Origin of the sequence: Achromobacter sp. GbtcB20 (assembly GCF_019091095.1) — a bacterium.
Taxonomy (GTDB): domain Bacteria; phylum Pseudomonadota; class Gammaproteobacteria; order Burkholderiales; family Burkholderiaceae_B; genus Achromobacter; species Achromobacter mucicolens.
The window spans coordinates 152,877-177,463 of record NZ_JAGXJZ010000001.1 but is presented as its reverse complement, the minus strand read 5'-3'; the positions used below and the strand labels follow the sequence as shown (position 1 = coordinate 177,463).

Sequence of the window (24,587 nt, the reverse complement as noted above, 5' to 3'; positions counted from 1 at the left end):
GGCTAATACACGATTCATATTCTATGCCGATCATGGCGTAACGCCAGCGATTTCAAAAACCACGCTGTCGTGCCGGCCATGTGTATCCATGACGGTTAGCGTATACCGGCCGTCGTGCGCCAGCACCAAATTAAACGGATGACCCGCGGCGCCATGACTTGCGACACGACCATCGAGCATCCACCATACATCGCCTTCAGCGCCCTGGACGTCGACGTCCAGCGCGACTTGCCGCATGCCGGGCACGGGCCGCAGCACCGAACCGTTGGCCACGCCGCCGAGCCGCAGCGGTCCCTGGGTGGCATCGGCATAGCCCGCAAACGAGGGCGGCGCCGTTTCATTGAGCATCCAGGCGGCCCGCTGCTCGGGACACGCGCCCGAGGGCTCGCTGCCCAGTCTGTAACCCAGGGGCCAGCATGTCACCACCGCCTGCACCGTTTCGGGCCTGACGCGGACCTGCTGGGCGCCTTCCGGCAACGCCGCCACAATGTCTTGCAGTAGCGGCGCCGCCACATTCGCCCCGAAAAATCCCGGGTTCGGCGTACCGTCGGGTCTGCCGACCCATACGCCGATCGTCCATCTGTCGGTCACTCCGACCGCCCAGGCGTCCCGGAAGCCAAAACTGGTCCCGGTTTTCCAGGCCAGTTGCCGTCCGGGGCTGCCCGACTGGTAGAACGGCCGGTCCGGGTGTCCACCGCCTTCGAGGATGTCCCGGACGATCCAGGCCGCGCCAGGACTCATCATACGGGACTCGACAAGGGGTTGCTCCGCCGTCAGGCGGGGCCGCCCCGAGACGCCGCCCCGGGCCAACGCGCGATAAGCGCCGACCAGTTCTTCCAATGTGGTGCCGCCCCCGCCCAAAATCAAGCTCAGATTCGGCTCCGCCCCTGCGGGCATACGTAACTTCACGCCTCCCGCCAGCATAACCGAGGCAAAACTGACCGGTCCGACGCGGTCCAGCAGGTCCACCGCAGGCACGTTGAGCGACCGCTGCAAGGCCTGCGCCGCGCTCACCGGCCCCGCGAACGCCGCCTGGAAATTGCCGGGCGCGTACCCGCCAAACGACATGGGCGCGTCCATCAGCATGCTTTCCGAGTGGATCAGCCCCTCGTCCAACGCCTGCGCATACAGGAACGGTTTCAGCGTGGAGCCCGGCGAACGCACGCCGCGCACCATGTCCACATGCGAGTAACGGGAATCGTCGGAAAAATCTGCCGATCCGGCGTAAGCCTTGACCTCCAGCGAGTCGTTGTCCATGACCAGCACCGCCATCGATACCTTGGGCGGAAGGTTATCGACCCGATCCAGCAACATTTGTTCCACCGACGCCTGCATGTCGGCATCGAGCGTGGACGTGACGAGTGGCGGCCGTCCGCCGGCGCGGCGCGGGCCGCCCGCCTCCAGCAGCAGGCGCTGCGCGGCCAGGGGCGCCAGCCAGCGCGCCCTGAGCGGCGGCGCAATCACGGTCTCGATCTTGGCGTCGGCCACCTCGGCCGGCGTCCAGCGGCCCAGTTCGGCCATGCGGTCCAGCACCTTGTCGCGCGCGGCTTGAGCGGCTTCGGGGTGGCGGTCGGGGCGCAGCCGCGACGGCGCCTGCGGCAAGGCAGTCAGCATGGCGGCTTCGGCGGGCCCCAGGTCGCGGGCGGGCTTGCCCAGCCACAGCCGCGAACCCATTTCGACGCCCTCGACGATGCCGCCCATGGGCGCATGCGTCAGGTACAGGGACAGGATCTCGTCCTTGCTGTAGTGCATTTCAAGCTGCACGGCGCGCCAGGCCTGCCGCAGCTTGGCCGACATCGTGCGCGACGGCTTGCCGGCAAGCTGCGGATCGATCAGCCGCGCCACCTGCATGGTCAGCGTCGATCCGCCCGACACGATGCGGCGGTTGGTGGCCCACTGCCACCCGGCACGCGCGAGGGCCACGGGGTTCACCCCCGGATGCCAGTAGAACCAGCGGTCCTCATAGGTGAGCAAGGTTTCCAGGTAGCGGGGCGAGACCTGGCCGGGCTGGACCGGATAACGCCAGATGCCGTCGCGGCTGGGATAATTGCGCAGCGGCGTGCCATCGGCCGCGACGACGACCGCCGCCCCGCCCGAGTCGATGGGGGGCAGCGGATACAGGCGGTCCAGCGCGAATAACAACGCGGCCAGCGCTGACAACGCGCTGGCCGCGAAGATGCCGCGCCGCCGCCAGCGGCGGGCGCGCGATGCGCCCGCCCCGGGTGCGGCGGCGGCGTTCAAGGACGCTTGGCGCCGCGATCGCGGATTTCCACCGTGCTCCATTGCTCACCCACGCCGCGGATTTCGGGGCGGTACATATCCTCGGCCACCGTCGACGGCACCGCATAGCGGCCCGGCGTCACGACGCGCACCAGATAGAACACGTCCACCTTGCCACGGCCCAGCGATACCGCCGCCACATAGCGGTCGTCGCGGAACTCGCGATGCTTGATGTTGGAATCCGACATGGCGTCGGCCACGCGGCGTCCGCCGATCTTCCAGTCCTGCATCTCGGGGCTTTGCGACAGGTTCAGGTTTTCGACCTCGAAGCCCGCCGGCACGCGATCAACCAGCAGCCCGTCCGGGATGTTCTGGTTGGCGCTGGCCTGGACCCACACCACCAACATGTCGCCGGTCTGCAGCGTGCCGCCATCCCACGGGCGGCCATCCGGACGGTACCAGCCGCGCTTGAGCTGGATGATGTCGTTGCGCGGCGCGGGGGTCGCGGTCGGGCTGCCCTGGATGTCGTACTCGACAAACAGAGACTGGCTGCCGGTGTTCTGGATCTGCGTGCCCGCCAGATCCGCCGCGGCCAGCGACACCGTCTGGTCGCTCTTGCCGCCGGACAGCGGCTTGCGCTCGCCGTTGACGGTCAGTACGGCTTCCCACGGCGTGTTCTTGCTGCCGCCCGCGGCGCGCGCGGCCAACAGAAGCGCCATCTGTTCCTGGGTGGACAGGTACGAACGATTGCCCAGGCGGCTGGAGAGCTGGTTCAGCAGGTTCTCGCTGCGCTCGTGACGCAACTCGTACTGCGAAACCAGCGCATAGGACAGCGCGTAGTCGCGCACGCTGCTGCCGTAATCGCCCATCCATTCGTCGTAGTAGGCGCTGCTGCGGTTGTTGATGTTGATGCCATAGGCGCGCGTCATGGCCAGGTCGAGCGCCTGCTTCATGCGCCCTTCGTCGCCCATCAGCTTGAAGGCGGCAGCCAGTTGCACCAGCGGCAGCGGCGAACGCGCGCGTTCCTGGTAGTTGTCAAAGAGCTGACGCACCGTCGACAGCGGCGCCTTCTTGTCGCGCGCCAGCACGAGCGCGGCGGTGGCCAGGCCGGCGAAGCGGCGATGGTCTTCGCGCAGCACGTTGGCATCGCTGCTGTCGATGCGGTTGGCCTCGACGTTGCGGCGCAGGTTGGCCGACCACGTGCCGAACGCGCCCGTGCTCTGCTGCACCTGTTCCAGCAGCCAGGTGCGGGAACGGTCCAGCGACGATTCGGGCACGTCGAAACCGCGGTCCCGTGCGTCCTGCATGAAGCCGACCGCATAGGCCGTCAGCCACACATCGCGCGAGGACGAGCCGCTCCAGAGGTTGTACGAACCCACCGAGTTGCGCATGCCGGACAGGCGGCCAATGGCGCCCGCCACCTTGGCGGCGCGCTCGGCCTGGGTGCGCGGCTTCAGGCCGAACTGCTTGGCCGACTCCTCATCGAGCATCACCCACGGCATGGTTGCGCTGATGGTCTGCTCGGTGCATCCGTACGGATAGTTGAGCAGGTCCTCGACCAGGCGGGTGACGTTGAACGGCGGACGGTTGGACACCGTGAGGCTGACGGTGGTGGAGTCCGGGTAGTAGGACGCGACCCACGATGCCTGCGCCGGCTGCGATTCGCCCGGATTCAGGCGCAGACGCCGGACCTGGCGTTCGGGCGCGTGCGCCGGCTGCACCTGCAGCACGGACTCGCGCACGATGTGCACAGGCTTGGCGCCGCCCTGCCCGTCCACCGTCAGGCGCATCAGGCCAAGGCCGTACGAACCGGTGGTGGTGGCGGTGAAGCGCAGGGTCGTGCGCTGCTTGTCCTTCAGCGTGACGGTGCGCACGCCATCGACGATGGCCAGCGGATCCAGCGCCTCGAGCTTGACCGAGATCTTCTGCTCGGCGCCGCTCAGGTTGGTGACGTCCAGCGCAATGGCGGCCTGGTCGCCCGGCGTGATGAAACGCGGGGTGTTCAGTTCGGCCACGATCGGCGCGGCCACCACCATTTCGGCGTCGGTGCTGCCGTAGTTGTCGGGCGTGAACGCAACGGCCATCAGGCGCAGGGTGCCGTTGAAGTCGGGCAGGTCCAGCGGGATGTCGGCCTCGCCCTGCGCGTTCAGCGCAACGGGCCCCGAGAACAGGTCCACCAGCTTGACCTTCTTGGGCAGGCTCTTGCTGTCACCGCGCATCGCGGCGTCGCCGCCCCACTTCAGCTTGCCCTTGGTGCCGTCCATCTTTTCGATGAGCTTGCCGTACATGTCCAGCAACTCGGGCGCGTAGCGGTGCTTGCCGAAGAAGTAATCCAGCGGATCGGGCGTGGCGTACTGGTTGATGTTGAGGATGCCCACGTCGACCGCGGACAGCGTCACCATCGCCTGCTTGCCCTGCGCGCCGTCGACCTTCACGCGCACGGTCGTCTTCGTCTCCGGCACGACCTTGGGCGCGGCGGTGAGCTTGACGTCCAGCTTGCGGTCGGCGCTGGCGATCGGCAGGAATGCCAGGCCCAGCGCACGGGCCGGCGTGACGCGGTCGCCTTCGCTGCCCGGGCGGAATACCGCGGCCGCCACGTACAGGTCGTGACGCTTCCATTCCTTGTCGACCGGAATCTCGACCTCGGTGCCGGTCGCCTTCACCGCCACCCACTTGGACCACAACATGCGGTCGCCTTCGACGGTGATGAGCGCCTGGCCGTCATGCGGCGGCGTGAGCGTCAGCTTGACGGTGTCGCCCGGCTTGGCCGGCACGCCTTCCAGCTTCATCTGCACGCGGTCGGGACGGTTGCCCATCGCGTCGGCGTCCTGCGCATTCCAACCGGCATAGAAGCGATAACGCATCGTTTCGCCGGTTTCCGGATCCGTGATTTCCAGGCGGTAACGGCCCCACTTGACCGGCACCGTCAGCTGGGTGCGATCCTTCAGCGCAATTTCGCGCGAATCGACCAGTTCCTCGGTTTCGGTATAGCCGCTGTTCCAGCCGCGCTGGTCGTCGAAGCGCCAATAGTATTGGCGCTCTTCGCGGAACAGGCGCATTTGCGCCTGCGCAAGCGGTTCGACCTTGCCCTGCGCGTTGGCGCGGATCACTTCAAAGCCTGCCGGCGCGTTCTCGCGGGCCACGTCGCTGTCGAACTGCGGACGCACGGCGATCAGCTTGTCGGCGGGCCAGACGGTGCGTTCGATGGAGCGCACCACCGGGCGGCCGCCGGATTCCAGCAAGCTGGCCGACACGCGTACCTTCATCGGCGAATGCGTGCCGGAGGCGTTCGGGTTCACGTCCAGTTGCGCGCGGCCTTTGTCGTCCAGCGCGGTTTCCGGCAGTTCGCCAAAGCTGCGCCGCGTATCGTCGGCCACGTCGCCGAAAATAAAGCCGGGCCATTGCTGGGCCAGCGCGAAACGGTCACGCTTGACCTGGAAGGTTGCCAGCAGGCGGTTGCCCGCCGCGGGCGCGCCATACAGGTAATCGCCCTGCACATCGACGGTCAGTTCCTCGTCGGGGGACAACACGTCCTGGCCCGAGGTCAGCGCCATCTTCATGCGTTCGGGCAGAAATTCTTCGACCTGGAATTTCCAGGAGGCATCCGGCGCGCGCGAGGCCGGATCGACGCGCAATTCCAGCATCCACGTGCCGGTCTGCGCATCCAGCGGCAGATCGATTGCGCGCTCGACGTAGCCGGGCAGGTCTTTCTGCGGCTGCCACAGTGCGGTCTGCACCGTGCGGCCATCGGGGCGCTTGATGGTGGCGGTCAGCGGCGACGGCGTCAGCACGCGGCCGTCCAGGTCGCGCGGCAGCACCGACACATGGAACGTTTCGCCAGGGCGGTACAGGTTGCGGCCCGCATAGACGAACAGATTGTTGGCGCGCGAAGCGTGGCCGCCCGTGTCGAACTCGGACAGGTCCAGCGCCGGTTCGCCCAGCGCCAGCACGGTCATTTCCTTGTCGCGCGAGGCGCGGATGACGCGCGCGTTGGCAAAGCTGCCGTCAAAGCGGACATGGCCTTGCGCATCGGCAGCCGCCTTGGCCAGCGGCTTGCCGGCGCCGTCCACCAGTTCGAACACCGCGCCCGAGATGGCCTGACCGGACTTCAGCGACACCGAATACGCTTCGATGCGATCGCTGTAACGGCGGGCGTGCAGCCCGATATCGCTGACATAGAAGTAAGTAACCTGGTACTCGTAACGGAACCGGCCCGGCTGGCTCATGACCGCGACATAGATGCCCGGCTCCTGCAGTTCCTTGATGCCTTCGACCGGCAGGAACGTGACGTGGCGGCGGTTGGGCTTGTCGTCGGTGACGAAGCGGCCCTGATAGACGCTGGTCGTCAGCGAATTCAGCCGGTCCAGGTCCCAGTTGCTGACCGAGCCCTTCAGGCTGCGGTTGCCGGCATAACGCCAGTCGTTCTCGTCGTAGCCGTGGTCGTCCTCGTCGTCCGAGGCGGCCGGCGTGCGGCCCACGCCCAACACGGTGTCGAAGAGTTCGGGCACACGTTCGGGCGATACGCGCAGGAATTGCACGTCGACCTCGGGCACGTTGACCGTGGCCACGGGCAGGCCGCCGTTCTGGCCGGCGGGCAGTACCACGCCGCGGCTGGCGAAGTAGAACGAAGGCGGCATGGCCTGCGTGCTGACTTCGCAATGCGAGGCCTCGGCCAGCGCGACCTTCTCGCCCGCGCCCGGCAGGCCCGAGCGGACCGTGATGGCGTACGAGCGCTGCGGCTGCACGTAGGGGAAGTACACGACACGCGGATTGTCGCCGACGACCCAGTTGCCCTTGACGATCTTGCCCTTGGGCGCGGAATCGCCAGGACGCACGGAGGCCGGCTGCTGGCCGGTTGCGGCCGCCGATTCGCTGTCCTCGTCAGCCTTGCCGGCCGTCGAACCCGTGTCGGTGACCTGAAGGAAGGCGTCCAGATTGCTCTTGGCATCCACCGGCTGCGTGAAGGTCACGGCCAGCGACAAGGCATCGTTGTATTGGCGAGGCTGGCAGTTCAACGCGGCGAAGGGATCCGCGGCGCCCACCGTTGCGGTGGCCGGTAACGCTGGCGCCCCGCCGTTCGCCGCCTGCGGGGCAGCGGCAGTTGCCGTCTGCGCCGCCGGAACCGCTGCCGGCGTCGCCGGTTGCTGTCCCTTGCCCATCCACCAGCCCACGCCAAGGGCGCCGGCCAAGACCGCGACCCCGGCTACTGCCAGCCAGGTCTTGTTGAACTTTCCACTCACGGCGAAACCCTCCCCGCCCACTAGAATGCAACGCTCCTTAGCGGCGGAGCTGCCGACCCGCATGCGCCGCGCGCTTCCCGTTACGCGGCGAAACCGTTCATCCCGTCATCCGGGATGCAACCGGCAGCACAACGCCGCCATGGCTGGCGGCGCTGTCTTTTTTCGTTTTCAAACCGGTTCCATCACGCACTGCAACGGGTGCTGGCGCGCCCGAGCATATTGACCGACCTGCGCGATGCGCGTGGCCGCGAGGTCGCGCGGGTAAACCCCGCAGACACCTCGACCTTCGTGATGGACCTGCAGCATGATCCGCGTCGCCTCTTCCTGATTCTTATTGAAGAATTTCTGCAGCACTTTCACGACGAACTCCATCGGGGTGTAGTCGTCATTGAGCAGCAGCACCTGGTACATCGGTGGCGGCGCAGCGCGAGCCGGCGCCTTTTCGACGACCAAGTCATGCTGGGAATCCAAGGTAGAACTCATAGGGCGGGTATTCTATTTAAACTGGGGACGGCAACCACTCAACTTACTGAAAATTACACGCGGAAATACGTAGTATCCATACTTGACTAGGTCAAGAAAAGCGGCGCATTATCCACGCATTCTGGGGTTTTCAATTCACCGAAAATCTGCCAGGAAGCCGGAGGGGGGACAGGGGTCTAGACCACAATGCCCTTCTGTCAACATACGATTCAATGAGGCAGGCCGCATGTCTGATACGACCGCAACCGCCGTCCAAGGGGACAATCCCAAATCGACGGGCACCGTCAAATGGTTCAACGATGCAAAGGGGTTTGGCTTCATTACGCCCGACGATGGCGGTGAAGATCTGTTCGCCCACTTCTCGTCCATCCAGATGAATGGTTTTAAAACCCTGAAAGAAGGCCAGAAAGTGGCCTTCGAGATTATTCAGGGGCCTAAAGGCAAACAGGCGCTTAATATTACGGCAGCCTGAGTTACCCTTTAAAGCGCAACGGTAAGGTTGCGCCATTATCCAGGCGGGGCTTTCGGGCCCCGCCTTGTTATTTTCTAAATACTCCGCCGGACCATGCTGAAGATTGCAGTTTTGTTTCCCATTGTGCGCACACTGTTCAAAACAACGTTCACCAAAGCATCGTCAGCGGGAACTTCGGCGGGCCGCAAGGGTTCGGTGATTGCCGCCGCAGCCATCGCGTTCGCGACCGCCGCCCTGCCCTTGCCAGCCAGCGCCCAGCAACAGACCGGTCCGCAACCCAAGCTGCCGACCACACAGCTGTCGGCCGGCATCCATATTATCCGCGCGGAAGTCGCAGACACGGACGCCACGCGGCGCGACGGCCTGATGTTCCGCAGGGAACTGCCCGGCAACGACGGCATGCTGTTCGTCTTTGACCGCCCGGACGTGCAGTGCTTCTGGATGCGCAACACGCTGCTGCCCCTGTCGATTGCCTTTATCGCCGACGACGGCACGATCGTCAACATCGAGGACATGGCGCCGCAGACCGAGGATCCGCATTGCGCGAAAAAGCCGGTGCGCTACGCGCTGGAAATGGCGCAGGGGTGGTTCGACGCGCACGGCATCGCCGCGGGCAAGAAGCTGGACGGGCTGCCGTAACGCATCATGGCAAGCGCCAGAACCGATGAATGACAAAGGGAGCCCGAGGGCTCCCTTGTCGTTGGGGCGGCGGGTACTGTCCGCCCGGGGTCACTGCCTTACACGCGCTCGACGATCAGCGCGATGCCTTGGCCGACACCGATGCACATCGTGCACAGGGCATAGCGGCCACCGGTGCGATGAAGCTGGTTGATGGCCGTGGTGGCCAGACGCGCGCCGCTGGCGCCCAGGGGGTGGCCCAGGGCGATGGCGCCGCCGTTGGGGTTCACGCGCGGGTCGTTGTCGGCGATGCCAAGCTGACGCAGCACGGCCAGGCCTTGCGCCGCAAACGCTTCGTTCAGTTCGATCACGTCCATCTGGTCCAGCGTCAGGCCGGTCTGGGCCAGCACCTTTTGCGTGGCGGGCGCCGGGCCGATACCCATGATGCGCGGCGCGACGCCGACGGTCGCCATGCCGACCACGCGGGCGCGCGGGGTCAGGCCATGACGGGCGGCGGCCTTTTCGTCGGCCAGCAGCAGCGCGGCGGCGCCGTCGTTCACGCCCGACGCATTGCCGGCGGTGACGCTGCCGCCTTCGCGGACCACACCCTTGAGCTTGGCCAGCGACTCCAGCGAGGTTTCACGCGGGTGTTCGTCCTTGGACACGACGATGGGATCGCCCTTCTTCTGGGCGATCGACACGGGCACGATCTCGGCGTCGAAGACGCCTTCCTTCTGAGCGCGAGCCGTCTTTTCCTGGCTGGCCAGCGCGAACAGATCCTGGTCGGCGCGGCTGATGTTGAAGTCGTCGGCGACGTTTTCGGCGGTCTCGGGCATCGAGTCGACGCCGTACTGCGCCTTCATCAGCTTGTTGATGAAGCGCCAGCCGATGGTGGTGTCGTAGATGGCGGCGCTGCGCGAGAACGCGCTGTCGGCCTTGCCCATGACGAACGGGGCGCGGCTCATGCTTTCCACGCCACCGGCCAGCATCAGGCCGGCTTCACCGGCGCGGATGGCCCGCGCCGCGGTGCCGATGGCGTCCAGGCCCGAACCGCACAGGCGGTTGACCGTGGCGCCGGGCACTTCGATCGGCAGGCCGGCCAGCAGCGTGGCCATGCGGGCCACGTTGCGGTTGTCTTCGCCTGCCTGATTGGCGCAGCCCATGATGGCGTCGTCGAGTTCTTCCCAGCGCACGCCGGGGTTGCGCGCCACGAGGGCCTTGATGGCTACGGCAGCCAGATCGTCGGGCCGCACGGAAGCCAGCGCACCGCCATAGCGGCCGAAGGGGGTACGGATCGCATCACAGATAAAGGCATTCACGGTCATGGGAAGCTCGGAGTGAAGTGAAAGAACTCGGGATCGGACGATCTTAACGCAGCGGTTTCGCGCCAAGTTGGTGCGTTGCACGGATGTCCGCTGCACGGACAGTGTCCAATGGACGTTCACATTAGCCGGCCTTGCCGCGCCCGAAAACGGGCGCCTGTGCACGCGTTCAGGGCGTCCCGGCCTTGGCCGCGCGGCCCGCCTCGACGATGGCTTGCCGGCGGAAACGGCCGGCGGCCAGATGGTAGAAAGGTTGCGGGCAGAATTGGCGCGACACGCCGGACGCCAGCAGCGACGCCACCAGCAGCCAGAACAGCATGGGCTGGCTGCCCGTCATTTCCATCACCACCACGCTGGCCGTCAACGGCGCCTGCGTGGCGGCCGCCAGAAAGGCGGCCATCGACACCAAAACCAGCACGCGCTGGTCGACGCCGTTGCCCGCGAGCTCCCAGATGTGGTGGCCGATGCCCGCGCCCGTGGTCAGCGCCGGCGTGAAGATGCCGCCGGGAATGCCCGCCCAGTACGACGCCACGGTCGCGAACAGCTTGGCGATGCCAAACCCGTCCGGCACCGAGTCCTTCGCGTTGAGCAGATCGGCGGCGGCGGCGTAGCCGGTGCCGTACACGCTGCCCGCGGTGCACAGGCCGATGACCGCCAGGGCCAGGCCCATGATGAACGCCGTCCAGATCGGATGCGCCCGGATCCAGCCGCGCCACGATTGCGGCGCCGCCAGGACGGGGCCCTTGCCCAGCAACCGCGCGAAGATGCCGCCCAGCGCGCCGTTGAGCGCGCCGCAGATGACGATCCACAGCAGCATGTTCTGGGACAGCGGCGCGCCGCCGAACACGCCGAAATAGGGATTGTTGCCTTCAACGGCCACGACCAGAAAGCCGGCGGCCAATACGCCGATCAGCACCAGCCGCTGCCAGCGCAGCACCGTGCCGCGGCCCAGTTCCTCGATCGCGAAGATGACCCCGGCCAGCGGCGCGTTGAACGCCGCCGCCAGGCCGCCCGCGGCGCCCGCGGCGATCAGCTCGTTGGCGTGAAAACCGCGCAACTGCAAGCCGCGGCGCTTCCAGAAGTCGCCCCATGCCAGCATCAGCGCCGCGCCGACCTGCACCGAAGGCCCCTCGCGGCCAATCGACGCGCCCGCCAGCATGCCAAAGAACGCCAACGGGATTTTCCAAAGGCTTTGCGCCAAGGACACCAGGCTGCTTTGGCTGGGCCCCGGCGGCAGCGACAACGCGCCGATGACTTGAGGAATGCCGCTGCCCGAGGCGTTGGGCGCGAAGCGCAACGTGAGCCAGCGCAAGGCGGCAAGGCCGAACGGCATCACCAGCAGCGCGAGCCATCCGTTGTAGGCCACCCACTGCCGGTTCCACGCCAGCGCCTTGTCGGCAAGGTAGGCAAAACCCAGCGACATGAGCGCCACCAGCGCGGCGCCGCCCAGCAGCAGCCCCAGTTGCACGCTTTTGCGTGACAGCCGGTTGACCTGACGCACCTTGCGGCGCGTGAGCCGGCGTGTTCGGGCAATGACGCGGCGGACGGGGTCGGGCAGGGGCATGGACGAGAAAGGGGTGGTTTGGCGGGTTGCCAACCATACCATCCCCGCCTGACCCGTAACCGAACGGCCGCCGCCCATCGCGGGGCCGGCCGCCTTAGAAGGACGACCAGTCGTCGTCCTGCGAGGCGTTGGCCAGCGCGGGCCGGGCCTGCACCGGGCGCGCGGCCTGCGCGGCAACGGCGGGCTTGCGCGCGGCGGTGCGTTCCGACGGCAGCAACCGGGCTTGCGCCTGAACCGCCGTCGCGCCGCCCGCATCGACCTTGAAGCGGCGCACTTCCTGCGCCAGGCGGGTGGCCTGCTCCTGCATGCTGGCTGCGGCTGCTGCCGCTTCCTCGACCAGGGCGGCGTTCTGCTGGGTCACGGCGTCCATCTGCGACACGGCCTGATTCACCTGGCCGATGCCGGCCGATTGCTCTTCCGAGGCGCCCGAGATCTCGCGCACCAGGGTTGCAACCTGGCGCACGCTGTCGACCACTTCGCGCATCGTGCGTCCGGCTTCGTCGACCTGACGCGTGCCGCCTTCGACGCGAGTCACGGATTCATCGATCAAGGCCTTGATTTCCTTGGCGGCCACGGCGGAACGCTGGGCCAGCGTGCGCACCTCGCCCGCCACGACGGCAAAGCCGCGGCCCTGCTCGCCCGCACGCGCGGCTTCCACCGCGGCGTTGAGCGCCAGGATGTTGGTCTGGAATGCAATGCCGTCGATCACGCCCGTGATGTCGGCGATGCGGCGCGAGCTGTCGGAAATTGCGCTCATGGTCTGCACCACGCCTTCGACCACTTCGCCGCCGCGCACGGCAACGCTGGACGCCTGGCTGACCAGACGGTCGGCTTCCCCGGCGTTGTTGGCGTTTTGCTGCACCGTGCTGGTCAGTTGCTCCATCGACGCCGCGGTCTCTTCCAGCGAGGACGCCTGCTCTTCCGTGCGCTGCGACAGGTCGGAGTTGCCCTGCGCGATCTGGGACGACGCCGAAGCGATGTTCTCGCAGCCGTCGCGCACGTCCTTGACGATGCGAGCCAGGCTTTCGTTCATGGCCTTGAGCGCCGCCATCAGGTCGCCGGTTTCGTCGCGCGTGGCGACGCGGATATCGGCAGTCAGGTCGCCCGCGGCCACCTGGCGCGCCGCCGACACGGCCTCGCTCAGCGGACGCACGATGCCTCGCGTCACCAGCCACCCCAGCAGCATGCCGATGGCCACGCCGGCGATCGCAAGCGCGATCATGACAGTGCGGACCGTTTTGTAAAGATCCGTCCCGTCCTGCACGGAAAGCTCGGCGGACTTTTCCTTGTTGACCGCCAGGTCGGTCATCAGGTCATCGAGCTTTTGCGACGTCGCGATGACGCGCTTTTCCGTTTCGGCCACGCGCGCGTCGGTCTGCGTCAACGGCTGCGACTTGGCCGCCTCGAAGAACGCCATGGCCTCGCGCTTCCATGCCTGCTCGGTTTCATTGAACTGCGCCAGCAGGCGCTTGGCCGGTTCGCCGTAGAAATTCTCGGCCGCCTTGTCCCGCAGGCCGTCCATGGTCTTGACCGCATCGTCGAACTGCTTGCGCAGCGCCAGCCGCGCGTCCTCGGAGGAGGCGGCCAGGTAGGCGTTACGCGCACGCCCCGCGTAGATGAGGTTGAGGTTGGCTTCCTTCAGATCCGAAATGCCGCGCAGTTCGGTGTTGTAAAGCCTGTCATTCATTTCATTGATTCGCGACAGCCCCCATACGCCGAACGCCCCGATCGCACCGCCTATCACCGCCACCAGCAAAAACGCGCCCGTCAGGCGTGACCCGATGCGCATTCCCGAAAATAACCGCAACATGCTTCCCTTCCCTGTGAGTGCCCCGGCTTATGGCGGCGCTGCCGCAGCCCTGCGCTCCGGGGTGCAGGCGCAGGCCGGAGGAAACGATAGCGACGTTTGGCTTAGGGCTTACCCTGAAGAGAATCCAGTTCCCGCGTCAGTTTCGTGTAATGACTCGACAATCGACAGGGGTTTTTGAAACTGAATTTTTCCTGAACAAAAGAAAACCCCTCGCCGGGGCGAGGGGTCATTTTCACGGGGTACGGCGGGGGGGGGCCGCAAGGCGCCCGGAACGGGAAATCAGGCGAAGTTCTTCGCCGCGAAATCCCAGTTTGCCAGTGCCCAGAAATTCTCCAGATACTTGGGACGCGCGTTGCGGTAGTCGATGTAGTACGCGTGTTCCCAGACATCACAGGTGAGCAGCGGCTTGTCGGCCGTCGTGAGCGGGGTGGCGGCGTTGCTGGTGTTGACGATGTCGACCGAGCCGTCGGCCTTCTTGACCAGCCAGGTCCAGCCCGAACCGAAGTTGCCGGCAGCCGACTTGTTGAAGGCTTCCTTGAAGGCGTCGAAGCTGCCCCACTTGGCGTTGATGGCGTCAGCCAGCGCGCCGGTGGGAGCGCCGCCGGCCTTGGGAGCCAGGCTGTTCCAGTAGAAGGTGTGGTTCCAGACCTGAGCGGCGTTGTTGAAAATGCCACCCGAGGACTTCTTCACGATGTCTTCCAGCGACAGCGTTTCGAATTCCGTGCCCGGGATCAGGTTGTTCAGATTCGTGACGTACGTCTGGTGATGCTTGCCGTAGTGGAACTCCAGCGTTTCCTTGGAGATGTGCGGCGCCAGGGCGTCGAGTTCGTAAGGCAGGGGGGGAAGAGTATGTGCCATGTGATGGTTCCTTCTGTTGAGAGCACGATCAAGCCGGTCAATTGTATCGGCAACTCCTGAGGATACCGTGTTAACCCCGCGCTGGCGCGGGGTTAACGGGCACATGCTTATTACCGGGCCGTCCAGGCGCCCGCGCGCGACCGCGGGCATCGCGTCACTTCGTGTAGCGCAGTTCCCTGCCGCCAACCGTTTCCACCAAGGCGCCGTCGTCGGCCACGGCCAGGACTTTGTGCAGCGGCGCGCTGGCCGCGCCGTCCGGCACGTCGATATCGATGCGAATGGACCGCGTGGCCGGATCGATGCGGCTCACATCCACCTCATGCCAGCGTTCGCCAGCCGGCAACGGCACGAACACGGCCAGGGACTTCAGCGCGCCCTCGGAGATGGGCACGCTGACGCCGTCCGCGCCTTCCGATCGGCGCGGCCCGCCGCCGTAATCGGCATCCGCCGACGACGCCGCCACATCGATGCTGACCGGCCTGCCCCGGTGATACACCCGCACCGTCAGCATGCCGGGCTCGGCGGGCAGGCTGTCGGCGCGCACGCTGGCGATGGTTGAAAACGGCCGCAGCGGCGGCGTGTCCAGGAAAACCTGCTTGCCGTCGGCGCGCCAGGCTCCATGCGCGTTGATGTCGACGGCGCCATAGCTCAGGAAGTATTCGAAGCTGCCGTCCTCGCGCAGCAGCAATTCGCTGCCGACCTCCCGAACACCGACGAGGAAATAGTGCCCTGGAACACGGATGGCTTCGGTGGATTTGTTCGCGGCCTTCGCGCCCAGGCGCCGGCCTTGCGCGGCCGGCGGCGCGCAGTCTGCCTGCAGCGTGACGCCCGCGTGCTGCAGCGTCTTCGCGAAGACCGGATCGGACTGGCAGACGAGCGTCATGCGAAACGACTGCCCGGGCGGCGCGACAGCCGCGTCGAACCGCGCGCGATGCCGCGCCAGCAAGGCCAGCATCCCGGGCTGGCCGGTTTCTAGCGCAACCCATGCAGGCCCACGGCCCGAGGCGGCGCCGGCGTCAGGGCTCGCGCCCGCCTCCAGCAGCGCATCCGCCAGGTCTTGGCGGCCCAGTTGTATCGCAGCCGTCAGCGGCGTGTCGTCGCCGGCCACCGGCGCATCCAGGTCGGTTCCCGCGTCCTTGAACTGGCGCAGCACCTGGACCACGGTGTCGTGCCGCGCGGTGATCAGTTGCCGGCTTTGCAACAGCGTCGACACGACGCGCTCGGGCAAGCGGCGTCCATCACGCGCGCATGCCGATTCGTGGCCGGTGAACCCGGCCGCATGCAGTTGCGCAAAGTAGCCGGGCTTGTCGACCAGCACGAACTCGGCGTTGTCCGGCAGGCAGGCCTGCGCGATCGCCTGGCCATTCGCGGCACTCACGCGGCGCACCGTGTCGATGTCGCCTGACACCACGGCGGCGTTGAGCAGCGCGTACGGGCTGGGCGCTGCCGGTAGGCGCGGGTCGTCGAAGCGGGCGCCGGCGCGCAGCAGCCGATCCAGCATGGCGGCGTCCTGACGGCCGATCAGCCAATACAAGGCGCTCTCGCCGTCCGGTGCGATGGCGGCCGGGTCCGCGCCCTTGGCGAGCAGCGCGTCGACGACGGCGACGTGGCCGGACGTGGCCGCCAGCAACAGGGGCGGCGTGCCGCCCGCATCCCCCGGCCCCGCTGGCGCGGCATTCCGCCCGGCCGCCGGCGCCGGCGGATTCACCGGCACGCCAGCGTTGATCAGCATCAGGGCGAGCGCCGTATCGCTGTTTTCCAGCGCCTGGTGGATGGCGCCCGCGTCCAGGGTTTTCATGTCGAACCCCGCGTCCGCGAACATGCGCAGGACCGCCGCGCCCTGCCCGCCCGGTTGCCGCAACAGCTGCGCCACCGGCGAGTTGCCGGGATCCTGCAACGCCGCGCGCAAGGCGTCGGGCGTCATCGCGGACAAGAGGGTGCGCAGCAGCGTCGTGTCCCCGGCCCGCACCGCGGCATCCAGCGCCGACTGGCGGTCGTAGCCGTCGCGCCGCAAGCCGGGATCGGCGCCCCCGGCGAGCAGCGTCTTGACGACATCAGGCTTGCCGGCTTGCACGGCATCGGCCAGCGGCGTGTTGCCATGCGGCTCCGCGGGGTCGCCATCGACCGGCGCCCCCAGGGCCAGCAGGCGCCGCACCGTCTGCGCGTCGCCGCGCTGTGCGGCCAGGTTCATGATGGGCCGGTTGCCCATCTCGGGTTTGGCGAAGAGCAGACCGCCTGAGCCCACCTGCGGGCCGCGTTGCGCAAAGGGCATGTCCGCGCGCAACAGCAACCCGGCGGCCTCGGGGTGCCCGCCCTCGACCGCCGCCTGCGCCGCGTCCAGCCACACATCGCGTTCCCCGCTCTCGCCCCACCCCGTGGCGGGGATCGTGCGCGGACCCTGCTCCATCAAGAACGACACTGCCTGCGCATCCCCCTGGTAGGCGGCGAACGCCAGCGCGGTCAGCTCCTCTTCATAAGCGGGGCGGCTGCCCGAGGCGGCCAACGCGCGCAGCGCTTCTGCCCCTTCGGTCAATTCCACCAACGGGAGCCAGCACAGGAAGTCGGCCGCCGGCCGCACCCGGCCTTGTCCGTCCGTCATCGCGCTAGACGCGGCGGCCTTGTCCGCGGCGTCCAGCGCCGCATAGGGACGGCTGGCGCCGGCGCCGAACAAGGCCACCACCATCCGCGTCATGTTCTTGCGATCGACAAGGCGCGGCAGATAGGTCATGCGCACCGCATATTCGAAGTCGCGATTCAGCAGGAATTCCAGGGGCGTGTCGTTGGCGTCGCCGCGCTGGTCCGGGTTGGCGCCCGCGGCCAGCAGCGCCTCGATCGTCCCTGGCGAGCCGTACAGCAGGGCCAGGTGCAGCGGCGGGCGCCGCGACTCGTACGTGATGTCATCCAGCGCGGGCTTGGTGGCCAGCAATGCCGCCAGCATCCGCGCGCGGGCCGGCAGGCCGGCCTCGTGAGCCTGGCGCAGCCGCGCGGAATCTTCCGGCGTCAGGTCCCAATACACGTACTGCGATCGCAGGCCGCGAGGCGGCATCAGCAGAGCGTGCAGCAACGGCACGCCGTTCAAGGCATAGTTGCCAGGGCGTTCCACCTGCGCCAGCGCGGCCAGAAACGCCGCCTCATCGTTGCGGCCGACCGCCGCGAACAGCGCCTCGGTCTGCGGGGTATCGGCGTTTTTGTACTCGCGGTACGGCGACGCACAGTTGCAATCGGCGGCTGCGGCTGCGGTCGGCGTGACCGAGGGCGCGGTGGCTGCGGGCGCTGCCGCCGCCGACACGGAGCCAACCCCCGTTGCCCATATCGCCGCGGCCAGACCGGTAGCCGCCCATTTCAGGTTTCTGTTTTGGAACATCCTGCCGCCATGGTTTGGGGGGAAAGGATTTGCGGCGCGGAAAGATCAGCTTGGGTCGCGCGTGGAACGCGTGGATTGCACCTGGACCTGCGCGCCGCCCTGCGCGAAGCTCAGGTCCAGCGGCTGGCCCGCCGATAGCGCGGCCGCGTCGCGAACAATGCGGCCCTGCTCGTCTCGGGCAATCGCGTATCCGCGCGCCAGCGTGTTCCCCGGATCCAACGCGCGCAACTGCGCGGATGCGGCGGCAAGCCGGTTGCGACGCTCGACGAGCAATCGCGCCTGGGCCTGGCCCAGATGGCGCACGGCGCCGGCCAGGCGTTCCGCGGCCCGGCCCGTGTCGGGTACGCGATGACTGAGGCGCTGGGCCAGCAGATTGACCCGCGCGGTGCGCCGTCCTTGCGGCGCCGACCAGGCCGAGGCCAGGCGGTACTGCAGGCTGTTCAAGCGTTCGCGCTGGTGCTGCAAGCGCTGCGCCGGGGAAACGAGCTGCGCGGTGGCGCGATCCAGGCGCTGCGCCGCCCGCTCCAGCCGCCGTTGCTGGCCCCGCACCATCGTTTGCAGGGTCTGCATGACGCGGCCGAGCAATTCGGCGCGCGGCGCGCATGCCAATTCGGCCGCGGCAGTGGGCGTGGGCGCCCGCAGGTCGGATACGAAGTCCACGATGGTGAAGTCGGTTTCGTGGCCCACGCCGCTGATGACGGGGATCTCGCTGACCGCCACCTGGCGCGCCAGGTCCTCGTCGTTGAAGCTCCAGAGGTCTTCGATGCTGCCGCCGCCTCGCACGAGCAGCAGCGTGTCCACTTCGGCTCGTTCATTGGCCAGACGCAATTGGGCGGCCAGCTTGCTCGCGGCGTCCGCACCCTGAACCGGGGCCGGATAGATGATGACCGGAACCTGCGGCGCCCGCCGGGCCAGCGCCGACAACACGTCGCGCAGCGCCGCCGCATGCAGCGAGGTGATCACGCCGATCGCGCGGGGCAGCCGGACCGGCTCGCGCTTGCGGGCCGGATCGAACAGCCCCTCGGAAGCAAGCTGCTCTTTCAGTCGCAAAAAGGCCTCGTACAGATTGCCTAATCCTGCCCGTCGCATGGCGTCAGCCTGCAGCTGATAGTCGCCCCGCGGCTCGTACAGGGAAACCCGGGCGCGGATCTCGACCTGGTCGCCCGCCCGGGGCACGAAACCCACGGCGCTGGCGCGGCTGCGGAACATGACCGCCCGCACGGCGGCCCGGCTGTCCTTGAGCGTGAAGTACCAATGCCCGGATGCCGCCTGCGTGAAGTTGGAAATCTCTCCACGCACCCACAGCGCCGGGATGCTGCGCTCCAACAACTGCCCCACCGCTTGGTTCAACTGGGCAACTGTAAGGATTTCCCGCGCAAATGCGTTGTTTGTGACTGGGAGTTCAATTGTCATGAGGCTTTCCGATGCGAACCTGTCCACAGGGCAGGCGGAGCGGGCCGCAATGATACCGCGTCCCCAGGAATTTGCAGCAACGGCCCAGAAACGCAGCAAATTCGGTGTAAGTACATGATTTATATATTCTTTTATGCGATAAGGCGCTGCGCTCAATTGAAGCAAACAAGCGCAAGCCCTGTGCCCATAAGCCTTCTGGCTGAGTTCTACACAGAATTATCCACAGATTCTGTGGATAGTTTGGGATCGCCCCGCCTTGCCACATGCGCGCCGCGCCGTTACAGTTTCGGCTTGTTCAGACGCCACGATGCGCCCCCTCCGGCGCCTTCGGCTTCTCAGGAGTTGACGCTTTGCTTTCCATTCTGCGCGAGGCCGGCTGGCCCATCTGGCCCCTGCTGGCGACATCCGTGCTGGGCTTGGCGCTGATCTTCGAGCGCTTCCTGTCCCTGCGCCGAAGCCTGGTGATGCCGCGCGGCCTGAACGATCAGGTCGCCGATATGCTGCGCAACCACCAGGACACACCCGAATCGATCCACCGGCTGGAACGCAATTCGCCGCTGGGCCGCGTGCTGGCCGAAGTGATGCGTCACCGTCACCTGCCCCGCGAAGAGCTGCGCTACGTGGTCGAAGACACGGGCCGCGCCGTCGCGCATGATCTTTCCCGCTACATTTCCGCCATCGGCACCATCGCCGTGGTCGCGCCGCTGATGGGCCTGTTCGGTACCGTCGTCGGCATGATCGAAATCTTCGGCTCCTACACCCCCGGCGGCGGCGATCCGGCCCAATTGGCGCGCGGCATCTCGATCGCCCTGTACAACACCGGTTTCGGCATTCTCATCGCCATTCCCGCCATGATCGCGCACCGCTACCTGCGCGGCCGCGTCGACAACTACCTCAATGCGATGGAACAGGCCGCCTCGCGCCTGATCCGCGCCCTCGCGCCGGCGCGCGCCCCCCGCGAGGCCCGTCCATGAATTTCCGCGGATCCCGGGGCGATCGCGATGAGCTGGACATCAACCTGATCCCGCTCATCGACGTCCTGCTGGTCATCCTGATCTTCCTGGCGGCCACCACCTCATTCACACGCTTCACGCAGTTGAAGGTAACGCTGCCGCAGGCGTCCTCCGAACAGGACACGCCGCCCGCGCTGGAAGTCGCGGTCAGCCAGGATGGCCGCTACGCCCTGAATGGCACCCTGATCGACGTCTCGACCCCGCCCGAAATCGCCGAGGCCCTGCGCCAGGCCGCGGCCGGCAAGACCGAGCCGCTCATCATCATCAACGCCGACGCCCAGGCCACGCACCAGTCCGTGATCAACATCATGGAAGCCGCCCGCCTCGCTGGCATCGGCCGCGTCAATTTCGCTGCCCAGACCAACCGTTGAAAACCAGACGCGCATCACTGCTGGCCCGCCAATGGCAGCGCGGCGGCTGGCTGTCCACCGCCCTGCGCCCCCTGTCCGCGCTGACCGCCTGGGCGGTGGCGCGCAAGCGCGAACGCTACACCAGCGGCGCCAAGGTGGCGTACCGCGCCCCCGTGCCGGTGGTCGTGATCGGCAACATCTACGTCGGCGGCACGGGCAAGACGCCGATGGTGATCGCCACGGTCGAGAATCTGCGGGCGCGCGGCTACACGCCGGGCGTGGTCAGCCGGGGCTACGGGGTCAAGGTCGGCCCACACCCCCGCGTCGGACTGGGCGACCTGGAAGCCGCCCGCTTCGGCGACGAACCGGCGTTGATCGCCCGCGCCACGGGCGCGCCGGTGTCCATCCACCCCAGGCGCGCCCTTGCCGCCCAGGCCTTGCTCGACGCCCATCCCCGGGTGGACGTCATCGTCTCGGACGACGGCCTGCAACACCTGGCGCTGGCGCGCGACATCGAAATCGTGGTGCAGGACCAGCGCGGGGTGGGCAACCGGCGCCTGCTGCCCGCCGGCCCGCTGCGCGAGCCCGCCAGCCGGCTGGCCGACGTGGACGCCGTGGTGACCAATATCGGCACGCCCGGCGCCGGTCCTGCGGTGTCAGACACCCCTCTGTCGGTGTCTGACACCCTTGAGGCACGTTCGCAGCCTGACGGCCGTCTCCCCAGGGTGTCAGACACCGCCAGCACCCTCCCCCGCCAGGTCCAGATGTGGCTCGAACCCGGTCTGGCGCGCCATATCGGGGGACGCGACACGCAGCCGCTCTCCGCCTTTGCCGGCCAGACCCGCATCGCGGCCGCGGCCGGTATCGGCAATCCGGAGCGCTTTTTCACCACGCTGCGGGCAGCCGGCATCACGCTGTCCGCGACGCTCCCGCTACCCGACCACCACGACTTCGCCACGTCGCCGTTCCAGGCGCTGGACGCCGACGTCATCCTCGTCACCGCCAAGGACGCCATCAAGTGCGGCGCCCTGAACGATCCCCGGCTGTGGGAAGTGCCCGTGCAAGCCGCGTTCTCCGACCCGGCGCTCTTTGACTGGCTGGCCGACGCGCTGCGCGCCCGAAAAGCGCGCCCGGGCGGCGGCCAGAACAGCGGCGCCAAAAGCCGGGGCCGCAACCCAACGGCGTAACCGGCGGCTTGCCGCAAGCCCGACGAGCCGCGCGCTGTCCGGCGGCAAAACTGTTTTAGAATCCCGGTCATGGAATCCCGCCTTCTCGACATCCTCGTTTGCCCCTTGTGCAAGGGCCGCCTCGAACACGACCGCCAGCAGGCCGAGCTGATCTGCCGTGCGGATCGCCTGGCCTTCCCGATCCGCGACGGCATTCCGGTCATGCTGGAGTCCGAAGCGCGCGCGCTGGACGACGCCGCAGCCCCCCGCTGACCGCCGCATCGTGAGCTTCATCGCCATCATTCCGGCGCGCACCGCCTCGACCCGCCTGCCCGACAAGCCGCTTGCCGACATCGCCGGCAAACCCATGGTCGTGCGCACCGCGGATCGCGCCGCGCTGTCGGGCGCCTCGCAGATCTTCATCGCGACCGATGACCTGCGCGTGCAGCAGGCGGTGCAGGCGCACGGGCTGCGCGCCCTGATGACCCGCGGCGACCACCCCACCGGCACGGACCGATTGGCCGAGGCGGTCGAGCAACTGGGCCTGCCCGACGACGCGATCGTCGTGAACGTGCAAGGCGACGAGCCCCTCATCGAGCCCGAACTCATCGACGCAGTCGCCGCCAAGCTGCAGGCCTATCCGCAGGCGGACATCGCCACCTGCGCGTGCCCGCTGGCCGACGCCGAGGCGCTGTTCAATCCCAATGTCGTCAAGCTCGTCTGCGCCGCGGACGATCGCGCGCTGTACTTTTCGCGCGCCCCCATTCCGTGGGCGCGCGACGCGCTGGCCGGCGGCGCACGCGTGCTGGCCGACGGCCTGCCCGCCTGGCATCACATCGGCCTGTACGCCTACCGCGCCTCGTTCCTGCGCCGGTTCCCCACGCTGCCGCAAGGCACGCTGGAACGCTTCGAATCGCTGGAACAACTGCGCGCCATGGAGCATGGCCACACGATCGTCGTCCATCGGGCGTCGACGCCTCCTGCAGGCGGGGTAGATACCCCGGCCGACCTGGAGCGCGTCCGCTTGATCTACAGCAAACCGATATAAGGGTTATTTCGCATGGCGCAGCCCCGCATTGGCTGCTGCGTTGCGGCATAATCCCCCGGATCACAAAAAATAAACCCCTTCAGGAGCACTCATGCGTCTCATCTTGCTCGGACCCCCCGGCGCCGGCAAAGGCACCCAGGCTGCGTTTCTAACGCAGCACTTCGGCATTCCCCAAATCTCCACCGGCGACATGCTGCGCGCCGCCGTGAAAGCGGGCACCCCGCTGGGTATTGAAGCCAAGAAGGTCATGGACGCCGGCGGCCTGGTTTCCGACGAGATCATCATCGGCCTGGTGCAAGACCGCCTGACGCAGCCCGACTGCGCCAACGGTTACCTGTTCGACGGTTTCCCCCGCACGATCCCGCAGGCCGACGCGCTCAAGAGCGCCGGCGTCAAGCTGGACTACGTCGTGGAAATCGCCGTTCCCGAAGAAGACATCATCGAACGCATGAGCGGCCGCCGCGTGCACCAGCCCAGCGGCCGCAGCTACCACGTGCGCTTCAACCCGCCCAAGACCGAAGGCAAGGACGACGTGACCGGGGAAGACCTGGTCCAGCGCGACGACGACCGCGAGGAAACCGTGCGCCACCGCCTGTCCGTCTATCGCGAACAGACCCGTCCCCTGGTCGACTACTACTCGGCCTGGGCGCAGCAGGATCCCGCCGCCGCCCCCAAGTACCGCAAGATCTCCGGCGTGGGCGCGGTCGACGAAATCAAGTCGCGCCTGTTCGAAGCCGTTCAAAGCTGATCGGCGCCTCGACGGCCCAAAGGCCTTCGGCGCCGGCCGGACGCACCGCGTTCCGGCCCTGGCCCGAAGGCCTTGTCGCATCCGGCGCCCGGCGCGCCGCCTTCCTTCCCTTGAACTGATCTGGTGGTACACACATGGAAATCGCGAACAAGGTATTCATCGTTACCGGCGGCGCATCCGGCCTGGGCGCCGGCACCGCCCGCATGCTGGTTGAAAACGGCGCCAAGGTCGTCATTGCAGACCTGCAGGACGAGCCCGGCGAAGCCCTCGCCAAGGAACTCGGCCAGCGCTACGTGCACTGCGACGTGACGCAGGAAGCCGACGGCAAGAAGGTCGTGGCCGCCGCGCTGGAACTGGGCTCGCTGTTCGGTCTGGTGAACTGCGCGGGCGTTGCCCCCGCCGCCAAGATCGTCGGCAAGAACGGCGCGCATCCGCTGGACCTGTTCCAGAAGGTCGTGTCGATCAACCTGATCGGCAGCTTCAACATGATGCGCCTGGCCGCCGAGGCCATGAGCGCCAATACGCCCGAGCCCACCGGCGAGCGCGGCGTGATGATCAACACGGCGTCGGTCGCCGCGTTTGACGGCCAGATCGGTCAGGCAGCCTATGCCGCCTCCAAGGCGGGCGTGGCCGGCATGACGCTGCCCATCGCGCGCGACCTGGCCAAGACCGGCATCCGCTGCATGACCATCGCCCCGGGCATTTTCGGCACCCCGATGATCTTTGGCATGCCGCAGGAAGTGCAGGATTCGCTGGCCGCCAGCATCCCCTTCCCCGCACGCCTGGGCCGGCCGGAAGACTACGCCAAGCTGGTCCACAGCATCATCACCAACGACATGCTCAACGGCGAAACGATCCGTCTGGACGGCGCCATCCGCATGCCGCCGAAGTAATCCAG

At 67.3% G+C, this 24,587-nt stretch carries 18 protein-coding genes; 9 read left to right on the top strand and 9 right to left on the bottom strand.

Features of this window, described 5'->3' with window-relative positions; translation table 11 throughout:
- Window positions 1-30: 30 nt before the first annotated feature.
- The 3 genes from pbpC to clpS form a co-directional block, all read right to left on the bottom strand.
- A complete protein-coding gene (gene pbpC / locus KVT32_RS00815) occupies window positions 31-2,241 on the bottom strand; it encodes a penicillin-binding protein 1C (protein WP_152384803.1) in 2,211 nt (736 codons plus the stop codon).
- Complete coding sequence (locus tag KVT32_RS00810) at window positions 2,238-7,460, bottom strand: alpha-2-macroglobulin (protein WP_217617514.1); 5,223 nt, start codon at window positions 7,458-7,460, stop codon at window positions 2,238-2,240. Before KVT32_RS00810 ends, pbpC begins: the two co-directional genes overlap by 4 nt.
- A gap of 168 nt (window positions 7,461-7,628) precedes the next feature.
- The gene (gene clpS, locus KVT32_RS00805; protein WP_056324280.1) at window positions 7,629-7,943 is read right to left on the bottom strand and encodes an ATP-dependent Clp protease adapter ClpS; all 315 of its coding nucleotides are present in this window, start codon (window positions 7,941-7,943) and stop codon (window positions 7,629-7,631) included.
- A gap of 226 nt (window positions 7,944-8,169) precedes the next feature.
- On the opposite strand from clpS, the gene KVT32_RS00800 reads away from it, so the two are divergent.
- On the top strand, window positions 8,170-8,415 hold the full coding sequence (locus KVT32_RS00800; RefSeq protein WP_006220277.1) for a cold-shock protein: 246 nt from the start codon (window positions 8,170-8,172) through the stop codon (window positions 8,413-8,415).
- A gap of 195 nt (window positions 8,416-8,610) precedes the next feature.
- A complete protein-coding gene (locus KVT32_RS00795) occupies window positions 8,611-9,054 on the top strand; it encodes a DUF192 domain-containing protein (RefSeq protein WP_371825557.1) in 444 nt (147 codons plus the stop codon).
- A 98-nt stretch (window positions 9,055-9,152) separates the two neighbouring features.
- Here the strand turns inward: KVT32_RS00795 and pcaF are convergent, their stop codons facing one another.
- From pcaF to xseA, 6 genes are all read right to left on the bottom strand, one after another.
- Window positions 9,153-10,358 (bottom strand): 3-oxoadipyl-CoA thiolase, encoded by a 1,206-nt coding sequence (gene pcaF / locus KVT32_RS00790; RefSeq protein WP_217617513.1) that lies wholly within the window; start codon window positions 10,356-10,358, stop codon window positions 9,153-9,155.
- Between the two features lie 166 nt (window positions 10,359-10,524).
- A complete protein-coding gene (locus KVT32_RS00785; protein WP_217617664.1) occupies window positions 10,525-11,919 on the bottom strand; it encodes a chloride channel protein in 1,395 nt (464 codons plus the stop codon).
- 94 nt (window positions 11,920-12,013) lie between these two features.
- Window positions 12,014-13,729, bottom strand: coding sequence for a methyl-accepting chemotaxis protein (locus tag KVT32_RS00780; protein WP_217617512.1), 1,716 nt, complete (start codon window positions 13,727-13,729; stop codon window positions 12,014-12,016).
- Between the two features lie 279 nt (window positions 13,730-14,008).
- Entirely contained in the window at window positions 14,009-14,587 is a 579-nt protein-coding gene (sodB, locus tag KVT32_RS00775; RefSeq protein WP_056324270.1) for a superoxide dismutase [Fe], read from the bottom strand.
- A 154-nt stretch (window positions 14,588-14,741) separates the two neighbouring features.
- Window positions 14,742-17,951: an ankyrin repeat domain-containing protein gene (locus tag KVT32_RS00770; RefSeq protein WP_254636711.1), complete on the bottom strand. Its 3,210-nt coding sequence runs from the start codon at window positions 17,949-17,951 to the stop codon at window positions 14,742-14,744.
- Window positions 17,952-17,996: 45 nt separating this feature from the next.
- A complete protein-coding gene (gene xseA, locus KVT32_RS00765; RefSeq protein WP_175155798.1) occupies window positions 17,997-19,364 on the bottom strand; it encodes an exodeoxyribonuclease VII large subunit in 1,368 nt (455 codons plus the stop codon).
- A gap of 350 nt (window positions 19,365-19,714) precedes the next feature.
- Between xseA and KVT32_RS00760 the strand changes: the two genes are divergently transcribed.
- The 7 genes from KVT32_RS00760 (at window position 19,715) to KVT32_RS00730 (ending at window position 24,582) form a co-directional block, all read left to right on the top strand.
- On the top strand, window positions 19,715-20,338 hold the full coding sequence (locus KVT32_RS00760) for a MotA/TolQ/ExbB proton channel family protein (RefSeq protein WP_217617511.1): 624 nt from the start codon (window positions 19,715-19,717) through the stop codon (window positions 20,336-20,338).
- Window positions 20,335-20,748 carry a biopolymer transporter ExbD gene (locus tag KVT32_RS00755; RefSeq protein ID WP_056562648.1) on the top strand — a complete coding sequence of 138 codons (414 nt, stop codon included), beginning with the start codon at window positions 20,335-20,337 and terminating at the stop codon, window positions 20,746-20,748. The genes KVT32_RS00760 and KVT32_RS00755 overlap by 4 nt, the downstream gene beginning before the upstream one ends.
- Window positions 20,745-21,914 carry a tetraacyldisaccharide 4'-kinase gene (lpxK, locus tag KVT32_RS00750; RefSeq protein WP_217617510.1) on the top strand — a complete coding sequence of 390 codons (1,170 nt, stop codon included), beginning with the start codon at window positions 20,745-20,747 and terminating at the stop codon, window positions 21,912-21,914. The genes KVT32_RS00755 and lpxK overlap by 4 nt, the downstream gene beginning before the upstream one ends.
- 69 nt (window positions 21,915-21,983) lie before the next feature.
- Window positions 21,984-22,166: a Trm112 family protein gene (locus tag KVT32_RS00745; protein WP_056324258.1), complete on the top strand. Its 183-nt coding sequence runs from the start codon at window positions 21,984-21,986 to the stop codon at window positions 22,164-22,166.
- Window positions 22,167-22,176: 10 nt separating this feature from the next.
- Window positions 22,177-22,941, top strand: a complete 765-nt coding sequence (kdsB, locus tag KVT32_RS00740) for a 3-deoxy-manno-octulosonate cytidylyltransferase (RefSeq protein WP_142054661.1) — start codon at window positions 22,177-22,179, stop codon at window positions 22,939-22,941.
- A 91-nt stretch (window positions 22,942-23,032) separates the two neighbouring features.
- Entirely contained in the window at window positions 23,033-23,689 is a 657-nt protein-coding gene (adk, locus tag KVT32_RS00735; protein ID WP_056324253.1) for an adenylate kinase, read from the top strand.
- 134 nt (window positions 23,690-23,823) lie between these two features.
- A complete protein-coding gene (locus KVT32_RS00730; protein ID WP_056324250.1) occupies window positions 23,824-24,582 on the top strand; it encodes a 3-hydroxyacyl-CoA dehydrogenase in 759 nt (252 codons plus the stop codon).
- Window positions 24,583-24,587: the final 5 nt, after the last annotated feature.